This window comes from Arthrobacter sp. CAN_A2 (genome assembly GCF_015752045.1).
Taxonomy (GTDB): Bacteria; Actinomycetota; Actinomycetes; order Actinomycetales; family Micrococcaceae; genus Arthrobacter_D.
The window spans coordinates 27,589-42,941 of the sequence record NZ_JADOUS010000005.1; the positions used below are offsets into that span (position 1 = coordinate 27,589).

Below are 15,353 nucleotides of genomic sequence, written 5' to 3' on the forward strand. Positions count from 1 at the left end.
GACCCCGGCGGTGACCCGGGTCCGGACGGTACATTTGCTGGGTGGACCTGCCCGGCACGGACATCCCCGACCCGCTCTACCTCCTCGTCATGTTCGCCGTCGTCGTCGCCGATGTGGTGCTCCCCGTGGTGCCCTCGGAACTGCTCGTGATCGGTGCCGGCACGATGGCCGCCGACGGCATGCTCCTGCTGCCCGTCGCGGGCCTCGTCGCGTGGGCCGGCAGCTGGATCGGGGATGTGGCCCTGTTCCTCCTGTTCCGGCGCCGGCTCACGCATATCCTCGACCGTTTCCGCTGGGGGCGCCGGGTCCATCGGGGGCTGCGTGAGGCCATCGCGAAGGCGGGCTCGTCGCCCACCTACGCCGCCGTCGTCGCCGTCCGCTTCCTGCCCGGCGGACGCACCGCGAGCGTTGCCGCGGCGGGCATCGCCGAGCTGCCCCTGCGCCCCTTCATGCTCGCGGCGGCCACCGGGGGCGCACTGTGGACGGCCTGGCTGCTCGGGCTCGGCTTCGTGGCGGGCGCCTCGACAGGGCTGCCCGCCTGGGTGGGCGCCCTACTCGGAATGGTGATCGGTACGCTTGTGGGAGCCATCACGGCGGCAATCCTCGCCCTGAAGAAACACCGGAAGGCTAAGAACGCGCATGAGCACCCCGAAGAACCCGGGTCCGAAGCTCCCTGAAAGGCCGGTCAGGCCCCCGACCGTCGCGCAGGAAGCTCCCACGGCGGCACACCCCGCTGACACGGCCAGTGTCCTCGAACGCCTCAAGGCCGCGCAGCCACGTGCTGCCGCGGCCACCGACCACGACGCAGCCGATCGGTCCGCCGCTGCAACGACAGCGGCAGGCACCGACCACGGCGACACCCGCGTTCCGGGTGCGCCCACCGGAGCTGCGGGCAGGGGGGAGGCCCCACACGGCAAGGACAGCAGGGAGACCTCGCACGCCAAGGGCAGCGGGCAGCGGGGAGGCCCGGATGCAGCGGAGCGGCTCCGGGTCGCTGCCCTCCGGGCGAGGACAGCGGTAGGCGTGACCGGCAAGGCCATCAACCGGGGCAGCAGCGCGACGGTCCGCCACGTCTCCTCCTGGGATCCGGACATCGTCCGGCAGGTGGTCGTGACGGTGTGCGCCATCGCCTGCATCCTCGGCTCGGCCGCAGGGGTGGGGGCCTTCGGCGGCCCATCGATCCGCGACGCCGCGGGCGGCCTGTTCGCCCCGGACGCGACGCTGCTGGCGCCGTCGTCGACTGCCTTCTCCATCTGGAGCGTGATCTACCTGGGCCTGATGGCCTACACGGTGTTCCAGTGGCTGCCGTCGCAGCGGAGGACCGACCGCCAGCGGACCCTCGGCTGGACCGTGGCGGCCTCCATGATCCTCAACCTCGCATGGATCCTGACCGCACAGGCCGGCCGCCTGACGCTGAGCCTCGTCGTGATCATGCTGCTCTTCTTCGCGCTCCTGTCCGCCGTCCGGACCATGAACGACCACCCCAACGAGACGCGGATGGAGGGGTCGCTCGTGGATACCCCGATCGGCCTCTACCTGGGCTGGGTGCTGCTGGCGGCGGCCGCCAACTGGGCCGCGTTCCTCACGGCTGCAGGAGCGGACCTCTTCGGGTGGTCCGGCGTCGTCTGGTCCATCCTCGGGATCAGCGCCGTCCTCGTGACGGCCGCCGTCATCTGCTCGACCGACCGCGGACGCCTCGCCGTGGCCGCGGCGACCTCGTGGGGGTTGCTGTGGATCGCCGTCGAACGGATCCTGGGTGAGCCCTTCGCGATGAACCTGGCGTTCTTCGCCGTCCTCGCGATCTTCCTGCTGCTCATCACCGCCGGTTCCCGCCGCCACCGCGTGGACCACGAATACCGGCACTGGCTCCGGGCGCAGCAGGACGCACGGCGCGAGCCCGTCCACCTGGGGGGCGGCGACTACGAGGACTCGCGGCACTGAGAGCTCAGGGCACGGCGCAGGCAGGACGCCGCGCCGTGCCCCGAAGCGGCCCCGGCCTCAGCCCTGGTCGCCCACGGTGACGGCGATCTTGCCGCGCACGTGGCCGTCGATGCTGCTGCGGAACGCATCGGCCGCGCGCTCCAGCGGGAAGGTCTCGGCGAGCACGGGCTTGACGCTCCCCGCTTCGACGAGCTCGGTGAGCGCGAGCAGGTCCTCCGGGTTCGGCCGCACGAAGATGTACCGACCGCCCTTGTCCTTCACCTCGGCGTCCGTCACCGAGGCGACCCTCGTCGCGTCCTTCAGGAACGCCAGCGAGGCCACCCAGTCGTCCCCGCCCACGTAGTCGACGACGGCGTCGAGCCCCTCCGGCGCCGCCTCGGCGATGCGCTCCCCGAGTCCCTCGCCATAGGTGAGCGGCTCGGCGCCGAGTGAGCGCAGGAAGTCGTGGTTCTTCTCGGACGCCGTGGCCAGCACCCGGGCGCCCCACGCCTTCGCGATCTGGATCGCGTACGTGCCCACGCCGCCCGCACCGTTGTGCACGAGGACGGTCTCGCCGTCGGACACACCGACGGCCCGGAGCGACTGGTACGCCGTGAGTCCGGCCAGCGGCATGGTGGCCGCCTCCGCCCAGGACACGTTGCGCGGCTTCCGGGCGAGCGTCCGGACGGGAGCTGCCACCTGCTCCGCGAAGGTCCCGAAGCCCACGGTGTCCGCGCGCACGTAGCCGATGACCTCGTCGCCGGCCTGGAACTCCGTCACCGACGGCCCGGGCTGGACGACGACGCCGGCCACGTCCCACCCCGGGATCACCGGGAAGTACGCCGGCAGCGCACCGTCGAGGTAGCCTGCGGTGATCTTCCAGTCCACCGGGTTGACCGAGGACGCCCGCACGTCGACGAGTACCGCGTCCGGGCCCACCTTGGGGTCCGGCTGCTCACCGTACTGGAGGACGTCGGGGTCGCCGTACTGCTCGTAGAACACTGCCTTCATGGGGTCTCCTCCTCGTAGACCGGCCCACCGGTTCACGGCGGGCCGGATGCCTTGCGGCTTCGTGAGGCGCAACCGACCCGTCGCCGGCCGTATTCCGGGCGACGGGGCCGTGGCGGGGCGCCGGGCTCAGCCCGTGTTGCGCATCCCGGCGGCGACCCCGTTGATGGTGATCAACATCGCACGCTGGAGCTGCCCGTCGGGCTGCCCGCCGTCCGCCTCGGACCGCACCCGGCGCAGCAGTTCCACCTGGAGGTAGGAGATCGGGTCGAGGTACTGGTCACGCACCGCGAGGGACCGCTTCAGGACCGGCTGGTTGTCGAGCAGTTCGTGTTCGCCGGTCAGCAGCCTGATCTCGGCGAGCGTGAGCTCGTACTCCTCCCGGATGACGCCGAAGAGGTGCTGCAGGTCGCCCGGCACGAGGGCCTCGACGTAGTGCGCGGCGATCTCGAGGTCCGTCTTCGCGAGGGTCATCTCCACGTTCGAGACGACCGTGCGGAAGAAGTGCCAGCGCTCCAGCATCTCCGCGAGCATCCCCTCATGGCCTGCCTCCCGCGCAGCACGCAGCCCGGAACCGACGCCGAACCAGCCGGGGACGATCTGCCGGGACTGGGTCCAGCCGAAGACCCACGGGATGGCTCGCAGGCCGCCGAGGCCGCTGCCGGAGTCCGGCCGCTTGGCGGGCCGCGAGCCGATGTTGAGCGAGCCGAGCTGCTCCACCGGCGTGGAGGCGAGGAAATACGCCGGCAGGTCCTCGTGGTCGATCAGCGATCGGTAGCGGGCGAACGCGGCGTCGGACACCGTCTCCATGACCTCCGCCCAGCGGTCCCGCTCGTCGTCGGACGATCGGGGGGTGCGGTGCAGCGCGGAACCCTGCATGACCGCGGCCAGGGACAGCTCGAGGTTCTCCCGGGCGAGGGCGGGCAGCGAGTACTTGTCGCTGATCACCTCGCCCTGCTCGGTGAACTTGATCTCGCCCTCGAGAACGCCGTTGGGCTGCGCGATGATGGCGTCGTACGTCGGGCCGCCGCCCCGGCCCACGGATCCGCCGCGGCCGTGGAACAGGCGGAGCCGCACCCCGTGCTTCGCGGCGACGTCGCGCAGGAGCCGCTGCGTCTTGTGGATCTCCCAGAGGCTCGTGAGCACGCCCGATTCCTTGTTGGAGTCCGAGTAGCCGAGCATCACCTCCTGCACGTCACCGCGCAGGCGGACCACCTCCCGGTAGGTGGGATCGGACAGGAGGGTGTCCACGATCCGTGCGGAGACCCTCAGTTCGTCGACCGTCTCGAGGAGCGGCGCGAAGCCGATCTTCGCGAACGCGCCGGAGTCCGCGCCCCCGGACCCGTTCCCGACGACGTCGACCAGCCCGGCCTCGCGGGCGAGCACCACCGGCGCGAGCACGTCGTCCGCCCCGCGCGTCATCGAGACGATGTAGGTCTCGACGACGTCAGGCCCGTAGGTCTCCAGGGCGGACGCGATCTCCCGGAAGACGTCGAAGGTGCGGCGCGCGCCGTCGTCCAGGGGAGGATTCGCCGTCGCCAGCGGACGCCGGGAGGCCAGTTCGTCCGACAGCGTCCGGAGGCGGTCGGCGCGGGCCAGCTCGAGGTAGGGGACCTCGAGTTCGCCCAGGCGGTCGGTCAGCTGGGCGATCACGTCGTGGTGCATGTCCGCGTGCTCGCGGACGTCGAGGGTCGCGAGGTGCAGCCCGAAGGACGAGATGACGCGCGACGCGGTGGCGAGGGCGCCGTCCGCGGCGAGGCCCGCCGCGTGCTGCCGGAGGGAGTCCCCGACCAGCTCGAGATCGGCCAGCACCTGCGCCGTGGCGTTGTAGTCCCGGCCGGGCTCGTGTGCGGTGTGGTTCTGCACCCGCGCCGCGGTGTTGAGCAGCTTGGCCTTCACGCAGGTCAGCTTGAGGCGGTAGGGCTCCTGGGCGTTGAGCTCGAGGATCCGCTTGTCCAGGCGCGGGAGGTTCGCGAGGTCGCCCCGGATGGATGCCGTCAGCTCCTCGGACGCCGCGACGATCGCCGTCGAGGACGAGAGCGACGAGATGAGCCGGTCGATGAAGTGGATCGCGATGCGGACGGCCTGCTGGTTCTGGATCTGCAGGATCTCGCGGGTCACGGCCGCGGTGACGTTCGGGTTGCCGTCGCGGTCGCCGCCGATCCACGAGCCGAACCGGACCGGGGCTCCTTCGGCGGGCAGCGCCACGCCGTGCTCGGCCAGGAGGTCGGAGAGATCCTCGAGCAGTTCGGGCATCGAAGTGGTGAGGATGTCGCCGAGGTAGTAGATGGCGTTCCGGGCCTCGTCGATCGGCGTGGGCCGTACCTGCCGCAGTTCGTCCGTCTGCCAGATCAGGTCGATGACCTCGGCGAGCCGCCGGTCCTGGCGTCGCCGCCGCTGGGAGCCCTCCGGCGTGGCCTCGGCGAGGATGTCCGAGAGGCGGCGGAGCTTGTCCAGGACCGACCGCCGCGACGCCTCGGTGGGGTGCGCCGTGAAGACGGGGCGCACGTCGAGGGACGCGACGACGTCGGCGAGCGCCGCGGGACCGGCGTCGGAGGCGATGCGGGAGACGGTCTGCGCCAGCCAGCCGTCCTCCTCGGGCCGCGCGCGCAGACCGCGCACGCGGTGGACCTGCTCGGCGGCATTGGCCAGGTGGAAGTAGGCCGCGAAGGCCCGCACCAGGTCCGTCGCCTGGTCGATGGGCAGGGCCGCGAGCAGTTCGCGGACGCGACCGGCCAGTTCCGCGCGTTCCCCGGCGTCGCTGACACTGCCCGATTCCTTGGACTGCTTCGTGAGCAGGCGCACGCGCTCCACGAGATCCAGCAGCTCCTGCCCGTGCTGCCGGACCAGCGATTCGCCCAGCAGCGTACTGACACGCCGCACGTCGGCACGGAGGTCGGCGCTGACGTCTCCTGCCGCATCGCCTGTCGCGTCGCCGAGCCGGTCGCCGACGGGCGGGGCGGTCACTTCGGGGGGCACTGTCACAACGGCCTGCTTTCAGGTCACGGAGAACGGGCGTATGCGGCACTGGATACGACGGATGATGGTCGGATTTTACCCGGCGCTGTGGTGCGGGCCCCACCGTGTCCGTCATGTGAAGCGGTCCTGCCCTGCGGGTTCCCGTCCGGCGCGGTCAGCGCAGGGGCAGGGCGACGACGACGACCAGGGCCAGCGCGCCGAGGAGCGCCACGGCAACCGTGGTCCCCACGACGCCGACGACGTCGGCCTCGACCCGCCCGTCCCGGATCCCGCGGGCGCTGCGCCGGTAGCGGCGGGCCTGGCCCACGGTGATGGCCAGGGCCGTCGCGGCGGTCAGCAGGGTCAGCCCGAGGGGGAACCCGCCGTGGCGGGGCACCCAGCGGAGCAGGAGGAGGCCCGCGACGACCAGCGCGAGCATGGTGCGGTTCCACGCCAGGGCGGTCCGCTCGGGCTGCAGCCCCGGATCAGCGTGCGGCCTCGAGGCCGGTTCATCCCGCCGGGCGTGCACGGTCAGGCGTTCCCCAGCACGACGACGAGGAACGCTGCCGCGACGAGCGCGCCCCCACCGGCCAGGACGGGCACGAGGATCGAGAGGGGAAGCGGCGCCTGCCGGCGCATGGCGCGTTCGACGGCGAGCCAGCGGAGCCCGGCCGCGACGGCCAGGACCATCGCGAGGAGCAGGAGCACGACGGCGAGCCCGGTCCGGACCGGGCTCGCGAACGTGTCCGTGGTGAAGGCCTCGACGGCGACGCCTCCGGCGAGGAGCGCGAGCGCCGTCCGGATCCACGCGAGGAACGTCCGCTCATTGGCGAGGGTGAATCGGGGGTCCGGCTCGGTCCCGCCGCCGAGGATCCGCGCGGAGCGGGAGCTCCGCCCGGGTGGGACGGCGGCGATGCCGGGCTGGTCGTCGCTGGAAGAGGTCACGCGCCAATGGTAGGTCCGCCGACCGGCTTGCGCGCCGACGCCCCCGCGTACCCGGTGCGGGGTCAGGCGAAGGCCGAGATGCCCGTCAGCGCCCGGCCCACGATCAGGGTGTTGATCTCGTAGGACCCCTCGTAGGTGTAGACGGCTTCGGCGTCGGCGAAGATCTTCGCCATGGAGAAGTCCGTGACGATCCCGTTCCCGCCGAGGATGCCCCGCCCGAGCGCCACCGTCTCGCGCATCCGGGCCGTGGTGAAGGCCTTGGCGAAGGCGGCCTGCGGCATGTCGGACGCGCCCTGCTCCTGCAGTTGGGCGATGCGGGCCATCACGCCGAGGCTCGCCGTCGTGTTGCCCATCATCGTGACGAGCTGGTCCTGGACGAGCTGGAACCCCGCGATCGGCCGGCCGAACTGGTGACGCTCGACGGCGTACTGGCGGGCGACGTCGAACGCGGCCAGCTGCTGGCCGACGGCCTGCCAGCCGACGAGGATCCGGGAGCCGAGCAGGAGCTGCCGGGTGTCGTCGAAGGACTCGATGCCGGCGAAGCGGTCGGCCTCGTCGACGCGCACGTCCGTCAGGGTGATGTCCGCGTTCTGGACCGTCCGGAGCGCGGTCTTGTTCGCGATGACGGTGCGCGTCACCCCGGGCAGGGTGGCGTCGAGGATGAAGCCGCGCACTCCCCCCGTTTCCGTGTCCCGGGCCCAGAGGAGCATGTAGTCGCAGAACGTCCCGTTGCCGATCCACCGCTTGGCGCCGTTGATCACCCAGGTGTCGCCGTCGCGCGTGGCCGTGGTCGCCATGCCGCCGGCGACGTCGGACCCGTGCAGCGGTTCGGTGAGCGCGAACGCCCCCGTGATCGTCAGGTCCATGGCGTCCTGCAGGAGCCGTGCCTTCTGCTCCGCGCTGCCGAAGGTGTGCAGGGCCTCGACGAAGAGGTCGTGGTGGACCATGAAGAACGTGGCGATCGAGGTGTCCGCGCGGGTCATCTCCGCGATCACCAGGCCGCTGAACAGGTTGCTGTAGCCCTGCTGCACGGGCGTGCTGAGCTTCAGGCCCGCCAGCTTCGGCAGGATCTCATGGGGGAACTCGGCCCTGTTCCACCATTCGACGGCGCGCGGCGAGACCTCCTTGTCCAGGAAGTCCCGGACGTCCTGCAGCTTCGCACGCTCGCGGGCAGGGAGGAGGGATTCGAAGCCGAGGAAATCGGCGGTGGGTAGCTGGCTCATCGTCGAGCCGTCCTTTCAATCGGGCTGAGACCGGGAGCGGCGCTATCTCGGCGCCATGCGGATGGCGCCGTCGAGGCGGATCGTCTCGCCGTTGAGCATCTGGTTCGCCACGATGTGCGCGGCGAGCGCCGCGTACTCGACGGGTTTGCCGAGGCGGGAGGGGTGCGGGACCTGGGCCCCCAGGGAGTCCTGGGCCTCCTGCGGCAACCCGGCCATCATGGGCGTCTCGAAGATGCCGGGGGCGATCGTGACCACGCGGATGAGGGACCGCGCGAGTTCGCGCGCGATGGGCAGCGTCATGGCCGCGACGCCGCCCTTGGACGCTGCGTAGGCGGGCTGCCCGATCTGCCCGTCGAACGCCGCGACGGACGCGGTGTTGATGATGACGCCACGCTCGTCCGAGCCGCCCAGACCCGTCACGGTGGGCGTGGCGGCCATGGCTTCGGCGGCGAGCCGGATGACGTTGAAGGTGCCGACGAGGTTGACGCCGATGACGCGCGCGAACTGCTCCAGCGGCAGGACGCCGTCGCGTCCGAGGACCTTGCCCGGGGTGGCGATCCCGGCGCAGTTGACCACGATCCGCAGCGGGCCGAGCCCGGCGGCGGCGTCGACCGCGGCCTGCACCTGGGCGGGATCGGCGACGTCGGCGGCGACGAAACGGACCCGCTCGCCGCGCGGGTCCAGTTCCGCGGCGACCTCTGCGCCGGCGGACTGCGGGAGGTCGACGAGGACCACCGCCGCGCCGTCGTCGAACAGCCGGCGGGCCGTGGCCAGCCCGAGCCCGGAGGCGCCTCCGGTGACGAGGGCCACTGCTCCCCTGATGTCCATGCCTGGTCCTTCCGCCTCCGGAGGACCGCCGTTGGTCCATCCACGCGCCCAGCGTACTGTGACGGGGCCCACTGCGCACCCTGCGGACGATCCGCTGCGCATCCTGCCCAATCCCGTGATGCACCGGCGTGACTAGGGTGGTCACATGCCCATTCCCGACGACGCCGCCGCCGCGGCGGCCCGCAGCGTCCGCCATCTGTTCTCCCGGCGGAGCCTGCGGCTGCCCGGGACGCGCCTCGCAGCCGTCGCGTTCCCGGCGCCGACCAGCCCCCGGAGCCACTGGCACTACTGGTGGCAGGCGCACTACCTGGACTGCCTGCTGGACGAGCACCGGCGAGACGCCGGGACGGGTGCGCTGCCCGAGGCCCGGAAGCTCGCCCGCGGCATCTGGCTGAGGAACGGTGGCCGGTGGCGCAACGCCTATTACGACGACATGGCGTGGCTCGCGCTCGCCCTGCAGCGCCTCGACGCGCTGGACGGGCGGCGGAGTCCGCGGCGCCGCGTGCGGGTGCTCGGTGACGCGCTCCGGTCGGCGCACACCCCGGACCTCGGCGGCGGCGTCTACTGGAACACCACGCGGGACTACAAGAACACCCCGAGCACGGCCCCCGCCGCGCTCTTCTTCGCGCGGGCCGGCGAGACCGGGCGGGCACAGGAGCTCCTCGACTGGCTCCGGGAGCGCCTCTTCGACGCCGGGAGCGGCCTCTACCTGGACGGCGTCAAGGCCGACGGCCGGGTGGAACGGTCGCTGCACACGTACAACCAGGGCACGGTCCTCGGAGCACTGGTCGCCGTCGGCGGGCCGGCCGATCTGCGGCACGCGGCCGAGCTCGCCGTGTCGGTGGCCCGTGAGGTCGCCGACGACGACGGCGTGCTGCCCCTGGCGTCCACCGGCGACGCCGGCCTGTTCACCGGGATCCTCGCGCGCTACCTCGCGCAGGCTGCCGCGGCGGAGATCGGAGCATCCGCAGCCACCGAGGTCCGGGCAGTGCTCGGCGCGACGGCGGATCACGTCTGGTCCGGCCGCCGCGCGGACGGTTCAGGAATGCTCGTCTTCCCGCCGCGGCAGGACGGGCCGGTCAGCCTGTCGTCCCAGCTCCAGGCCTGGATGATCCTGGAGGCCGCTCACGCGGCAGGGTGCCGGGCAGGCCCGTCGCCCCGGTGACACACTGCTTCCATGGAGACCTCACCCCGCGACCATGACCTCGTCCTCTACGGAGCGACCGGCTTCGTCGGCGAACTGATCGCCGCCTATCTCGCCACGCACGCCCCGGCCGGCCTGCGGATCGGGCTCGCGGGCCGGTCGACGGCCAGGCTCGAGGCGGTCCGGTCGCGGTTGCCGGCCGCCGCCCGGGACTGGCCCCTCATCGAGGCGGACTCGGCGGACGCCGGCTCGATCGCCGCCCTGGCCGAGGGCACCCGGGTGCTCTTCACCACCGTGGGCCCGTACGCGACGTACGGGCTGCCCGTCGTCGAGGCCTGCGCGCGGGCGGGCACCCACTACGGCGACCTGACGGGTGAGGTCTCCTTCGTCCGCGAGGCGATCGACCGCAGCGACGCCCTGGCCCGGACGAGCGGCGCCCGGATCGTGCACTCGTGCGGCTACGACTCCGTGCCGTCCGATCTGGCGGTCCTGCTCCTCCATCGGGCCGCAGAGGCCGACGGCGCCGGTGCACTGACCGAGGTCCAGCTCGTCGCGACGGCGAAGGGCGGCATCAGCGGAGGCACGCTCGACTCGATGCGCGTGCAGCTCGACGGGATGCGGTCGAGTGCCGCGCTGCGGTCCCTCGTCGCCGACCCCTACGCCCTCAGCCCGGACCGCGAGCAGGAGCCGGCGACACCGCAGCCGGCGGACGCCGGTCCGGTGAGCCGGTCCGGCGACGGCCTGTGGACCGCGCCCTTCGTCATGGCGGCGGCCAACACCCGGATCGTGCGCCGCAGCAACGCGCTGCAGGGCTGGGCCTACGGCCGCTCCCTGCAGTACGGCGAGGTGATGGGGGTCGCCCGGGGACCGGCGGGCGCGGTCATGGCCGGGGCGACGGCGCTCGGACTTGGCGCGTTCGCCCGCGCGATGGCGTTCCCGGCGACCCGACGCCTGCTCGACCGCGTGCTGCCGGCTCCGGGGACGGGCCCCAGTATCGACACGCAGCGCAAGGGCTGGTTCCGCTCGCAGGTGACCGCCCACACCGAGGGCGGTCAACGGTACCGGGCGACCGCGGCCGGCCCCGGCGACCCTGGCTACGCCGCCACCGCCGTCATGGCCGGCGAGGCGGCACTGGCCCTGGCAGTGGACGGTGACCGGCTACCGCCCCTGAGCGGATCACTGACGCCTGCCACAGCGCTCGGCGATGTGCTCGTGCAGCGGCTCCGTACGGCCGGGCACACCTACGAGGTGACGAGGCTGTCCTGACCTCGGGCTAGTCGCTCGTCGTCGACCCCTTCCCCTGGGGATAGAGCGTCTCCCCTCGCGCCAGCATGGCGACGAACTTCGTGATGTTGCGCTCCTTCGCGGCCTCGGTCTTCAGCTGGGACAGCCGGAAGACCATGGCGTAGCGGTTCTGCGAGGACAGGGTGCGGTAGGTGGCGAGCGCGGCGTCGTCGGCCTCGATCGCAGCCAGGAGTTCGGGCGGGGTCTTGGCGTTCGCCGGACCAGAATACGCCCGCTCCCACCGGCCGTCGGCCTGCGCTGCCGCCACCGCCCGCTCGCCGGCTTCCCGCATACGCCCCTCGGCGCGGAGCCGCTCGATGTGGCCCTGGTTGCGGACGGACCAGATGCTCCGCGGGCCGCGCGGCGTGAAGCGCTGGAAATAGCTGTGCTCGTCCCGGGATTTCGACTGGCCGTCGATCCAGCCGAAGCAGAGGGCCTCGTCGAGGGCCTGCGCGTAGGTGAGCTGCGTCGTCGTCCCGCCCTTCTTGTGCTCGATCAGCCAGACGCCGGGCGAGGAGGCGTGGTTCTCCTCCAGCCACGCTCGCCATGCGGCGACGTCGGGCAGGAGCAGTTCGGCGAGTTCGGGCTTCATGCGACCACCCTAGGGCGCCCCGTGCCATTCCGGAATGGGGTTGCTGGCATGCTGGGCAGGCCCCGACCACTACCTGAAGGAGGCCTGATGCTCCGCGTCAGACCGCTCGTCCACACACCCGATCCCACCGCTGCCGCCGGTTTCCTCCGCGCGCTCGGGCTCAGCCCCGCGCTGGAACCTGCACCGAACGGTTCCTTCGCGGTCTTCGACGCCGGAAGCGGGCGCGTCGCCCTGCACCGCTGCGTCCCCGGCAGCCCGGCGGACGGCACCGTGGCCCTCGGGTTCGAGGTCGGCGAGGTGCGGGAATTCGCGCGCCGGACGGCGGAGGCCGGGACCGCCGTCGTCCTCACCGGGGAGGGCCGCGACCTCACCGCACGCGTCACCGGACCGGATGGGATGTCCTTCCCGGCCGGCGCCGGTCCTCGCGAGACGCGGGCGCCGTCGTCGCCGCTGTCCGTCCTCGCCGTCTGGTCCACGCCCGACGTCGGGCCCGCCGTGACGGTCCTCGAGGACATCGGGGCGAAGCCAAGGGTCAGCTCCGACGCCGGCACGCGGCACGACTTCCGGGCGAAGAACGGTGGCCTCGTCGCCGCGAGCACCGGACCGCGCACCGCCGTCGACCTGGCCTTCGAGTACGACGGCGGTGTGCCGGAGCTCCTGGCTGGCCTCACCGCGGGTGGCTTCGGGCCCGTCGTCGTCGAGGAGGCGGGCGGACGGTCGCTGCAGGTACGTGCCCCCTGGGGCACCACGGTGCGGGTCGACGAGCGGCAGGTGCACTGACCCCGCACCGGCGGGGTCGGCCACCGGGAGAGGAACCGCGCGCCTGCTACCGCCCCAGGGCGGCCGCGAGCTTCGCGGTGTACAACGTGGCGACCGCATTGTGACCGTTCTGCGACAGGTGGACACCGTCCAGGTACTCGGCGTTGGCTGCACTGGCGAGGCCTGCGACGGAGATGAAGGTGACGCCCTGCTGCGCGGCGTTCGCCGCCAGCACCTCGTCGATGTGGCGGCGCTGGACGTGCGAATCATCGCTGCGGGACATGACCCCGTTGATGACGATCCTGCTGTTCGGGTACATCAGCTTCAGCTTGGCCCACAGGGCCGTGCTGTCGGCGATGACCTGTGCGTCCGACTTCCCCGACGTCGCGTCGTTACCACCCAGGGTGACCAGCACCACGCCCGGAGTGCCACCCGGGAACGGCATCAAGCCGTTCTGGACCGCGGTCCAGCCCGTTCCGCCGGCCACGACGCTGGCGGTCGAGTAGCCCATGCCCCCGAAGGCGAGGTGTGAGGCCTGATCAGTGAAGCCCATGGCGCGGGCACCCTGCTCGCTCCAGGAGTCACCGTCGAGCTGCGAGTCACCGTAAAGCACCACGGACGTCGCGGTGGCCGTGACCGAGGTGAAGGGGTAGGCGGAGGACGGCGGGGTCACCGGGGGTGCGGCCGGTGGGCCGACCGGCGGCGCGTTCGTCGTGATGATGCCTTTCTGGAACCGGGTGTGGGTACCTGCCCCGTCCTTCCAGGTGTCAGTCGTCGGCCAACCGTACCTCGCGAAATTGCTCTCCAGCGTGGTGAAGTGCCCGGTGTCGATGCTCCTGGCGCCGGTGGCCGGACCCCACGCGATCATCCCCCCCTGGAAGCGTTGATAGTACCCACCCTGCCAGGCGGTCTTGGTGCCGGTCGGCAGGCCGAGGGCGGACTGGGCACCGCCCTTCTGCTCGTAATAGGTCTGGATGCTCCCGTTGGTGGTGGCGAAGACCTGGCCGCGGGACCAGAAGACCTTCCCGCCCTGGAAGTCCTGCCGGACACCGTTCGGGACGGCGACCTCCCCGGACGTGGGATAGCCCAGGAAACCGCGCTCGTACCCGTTGGCGGCGTAGAAGCCCTTGATGCCGCCGAAGACGACCTGGACCCCGGTCGCAGGCAGCCAGGTCACGTACCCGTTCTCGAAGCTCTGGTAGTACCCGCCGTTCCAGGCGGTCTTGTTGCCGGTCGGCAGGCCTAGGAAGGAGAGCGCGCCGCCTCTCTGCTCGTAATAGGTCTGGATGCTCCCGTTGGTGGTGGTGGTGATCCGGCCCTTGGACCAGAACACCTTTCCGCCCTCGAAGTCCTGCCGGACACCGTTCGGGACGGCGACCTCCCCGGACGTGGGATAGCCCAGGAAGCCGCGCTCGTACTGGTTCGCGGCGTAGTAGCCCTTGATGCCGCCGAAGACGGTCTGGGCCCCGGTGGCAGGCGACCAGTAGATGAACCCGTTCTGGAAGTGCTGGAGTCTCCCGCCACGGACGGAGAGCCCGCCGGCGTCGCCCGTGGGGAAGCCCAGGAAGCCCCTGGTCCACCCGCTCGCCGCGTACCGCGCGCCGATGGCGTCGTCGAGCACTATCTGCGCGCCGGTCCTCTGGGTCCAGATGACGTACCCCTTCTGGAAGCGCTGGGAGCAACTGATCCCGTCACAGCTCTTGTAACCGAGGGGGTTGCCGAGCACGGCGCGGTCGGCGTTCCACTTGAGGTAGGTCAGGCCGTCGACGGTATAGCCCGCAACCACGACCATGGGTGCGACGACCGGGGAGACCGCCTGCGCCGGAGGCGCGAGAGCTCCGACTCCCGAGCAGAGAACGAAGGTCGTCATAGCGACGGCACCGAGCCGTTTCGTCTTGAACATCAAAGAACCCCATTATTCACGAAAGCATTATCGACACCCTAATGTATGAAAAAGAAACGATCGCCTCGCCCGGGTGTTTCATCCCGGGTCCGGTGACTATACGGGTGCATCGCACTCCTGTGATCACCCGTCGGGGAGCAGATCCTGCGACAGGACCCGCACGTCACCGCGGATTCAGCCACGGGCCGAAGAACCGCGCGCCGCCTGCCCCGAGCGCGGCCACTGCGATAGAACTGGGGTATGAACGTTCGTACCCCTGACCCCAATCCGGGTTGGCTCTCCGAAGATGACCTCTACGAGGCCCGCCGCCGCCTGCCGATGGTGTACGTGGAGGCGATCCCGGTGCGGTGCGACACCCTCGGATACGTGAACGAGGTAGGGCTGCTGCTGCAGGCCAGCGAGCAGGGCGAGATGGTACGCACCTTCGTCTCCGGCCGCGTCATGTACCGGGAGACCATCCGGGCCGCGCTGCTGCGACACCTCGAGAAGGACCTGGGGCCGCTGGCCCTGCCCCAGCTGCCGCCGTCGCCCGTCCCCTTCACGATCGCCGAGTACTTCCCCTCCCCCTCGGAGACGGGGCTGACCGACGACCGCCAGCACGCCGTCGCCCTCGCCTACCTGATCCCCGTCACGGGCGAGTGCAACCCACGCCAGGACGCGCTGGAGCTGTCCTGGCTGACACCGTCCGAGGCGTTGAGCCCATCGATCCAGGCCGAGTTCTCGGGCGGACGCGCGGACCTCCTGCGCCAGGCACTGGCCCACGCCGGCTGGGGACGCTGACCCGACGGC

General features: G+C 71.6%; 14 protein-coding genes. 6 read left to right on the forward strand and 8 right to left on the reverse strand.

Annotation, left to right across the window (positions count from 1 at the left end; genetic code table 11):
• Window positions 1-41: 41 nt before the first annotated feature.
• A complete protein-coding gene (locus tag IWX63_RS07450) occupies window positions 42-677 on the forward strand; it encodes a DedA family protein (protein WP_334685717.1) in 636 nt (211 codons plus the stop codon).
• Window positions 640-1,941: a TspO/MBR family protein gene (locus IWX63_RS07455; protein ID WP_199277542.1), complete on the forward strand. Its 1,302-nt coding sequence runs from the start codon at window positions 640-642 to the stop codon at window positions 1,939-1,941. Before IWX63_RS07450 ends, IWX63_RS07455 begins: the two co-directional genes overlap by 38 nt.
• Before the next feature lie 57 nt (window positions 1,942-1,998).
• Here the strand turns inward: IWX63_RS07455 and IWX63_RS07460 are convergent, their stop codons facing one another.
• From IWX63_RS07460 to IWX63_RS07485, 6 genes are all read right to left on the reverse strand, one after another.
• Complete coding sequence (locus IWX63_RS07460; RefSeq protein WP_199277543.1) at window positions 1,999-2,931, reverse strand: NADP-dependent oxidoreductase; 933 nt, start codon at window positions 2,929-2,931, stop codon at window positions 1,999-2,001.
• A 126-nt stretch (window positions 2,932-3,057) separates the two neighbouring features.
• Window positions 3,058-5,811 carry a phosphoenolpyruvate carboxylase gene (gene ppc, locus IWX63_RS07465; RefSeq protein ID WP_442859115.1) on the reverse strand — a complete coding sequence of 918 codons (2,754 nt, stop codon included), beginning with the start codon at window positions 5,809-5,811 and terminating at the stop codon, window positions 3,058-3,060.
• A 250-nt stretch (window positions 5,812-6,061) separates the two neighbouring features.
• Window positions 6,062-6,415, reverse strand: a complete 354-nt coding sequence (locus IWX63_RS07470; protein WP_199277544.1) for a DUF202 domain-containing protein — start codon at window positions 6,413-6,415, stop codon at window positions 6,062-6,064.
• Window positions 6,416-6,417: 2 nt separating this feature from the next.
• A complete protein-coding gene (locus tag IWX63_RS07475; protein WP_442859112.1) occupies window positions 6,418-6,831 on the reverse strand; it encodes a YidH family protein in 414 nt (137 codons plus the stop codon).
• 62 nt (window positions 6,832-6,893) lie between these two features.
• The gene (locus IWX63_RS07480) at window positions 6,894-8,054 is read right to left on the reverse strand and encodes an acyl-CoA dehydrogenase family protein (RefSeq protein WP_199277545.1); all 1,161 of its coding nucleotides are present in this window, start codon (window positions 8,052-8,054) and stop codon (window positions 6,894-6,896) included.
• Window positions 8,055-8,096: 42 nt separating this feature from the next.
• A complete protein-coding gene (locus IWX63_RS07485) occupies window positions 8,097-8,882 on the reverse strand; it encodes an SDR family NAD(P)-dependent oxidoreductase (protein WP_199277546.1) in 786 nt (261 codons plus the stop codon).
• Between the two features lie 145 nt (window positions 8,883-9,027).
• On the opposite strand from IWX63_RS07485, the gene IWX63_RS07490 reads away from it, so the two are divergent.
• Both IWX63_RS07490 and IWX63_RS07495 read left to right on the forward strand, forming a co-directional pair.
• Window positions 9,028-10,047, forward strand: coding sequence for a glycoside hydrolase family 76 protein (locus tag IWX63_RS07490; protein ID WP_199277547.1), 1,020 nt, complete (start codon window positions 9,028-9,030; stop codon window positions 10,045-10,047).
• Between the two features lie 12 nt (window positions 10,048-10,059).
• Entirely contained in the window at window positions 10,060-11,292 is a 1,233-nt protein-coding gene (locus IWX63_RS07495; protein ID WP_199277548.1) for a saccharopine dehydrogenase family protein, read from the forward strand.
• A 7-nt stretch (window positions 11,293-11,299) separates the two neighbouring features.
• On the opposite strand, the gene IWX63_RS07500 is transcribed toward IWX63_RS07495, so the two are convergent.
• Window positions 11,300-11,902 (reverse strand): YdeI/OmpD-associated family protein, encoded by a 603-nt coding sequence (locus tag IWX63_RS07500; RefSeq protein ID WP_199277549.1) that lies wholly within the window; start codon window positions 11,900-11,902, stop codon window positions 11,300-11,302.
• Window positions 11,903-11,989: 87 nt separating this feature from the next.
• Here IWX63_RS07500 and IWX63_RS07505 point away from each other — a divergent pair, with 87 nt between their 5' ends.
• Complete coding sequence (locus IWX63_RS07505; protein WP_199277550.1) at window positions 11,990-12,682, forward strand: VOC family protein; 693 nt, start codon at window positions 11,990-11,992, stop codon at window positions 12,680-12,682.
• A gap of 46 nt (window positions 12,683-12,728) precedes the next feature.
• Here IWX63_RS07505 and IWX63_RS07510 read toward each other — a convergent pair whose 3' ends face one another.
• On the reverse strand, window positions 12,729-14,564 hold the full coding sequence (locus tag IWX63_RS07510) for a GDSL-type esterase/lipase family protein (protein WP_199277551.1): 1,836 nt from the start codon (window positions 14,562-14,564) through the stop codon (window positions 12,729-12,731).
• Between the two features lie 240 nt (window positions 14,565-14,804).
• Between IWX63_RS07510 and IWX63_RS07515 the strand changes: the two genes are divergently transcribed.
• Window positions 14,805-15,344, forward strand: a complete 540-nt coding sequence (locus IWX63_RS07515) for an NUDIX hydrolase family protein (protein ID WP_199277552.1) — start codon at window positions 14,805-14,807, stop codon at window positions 15,342-15,344.
• Window positions 15,345-15,353 lie beyond the last annotated feature (9 nt).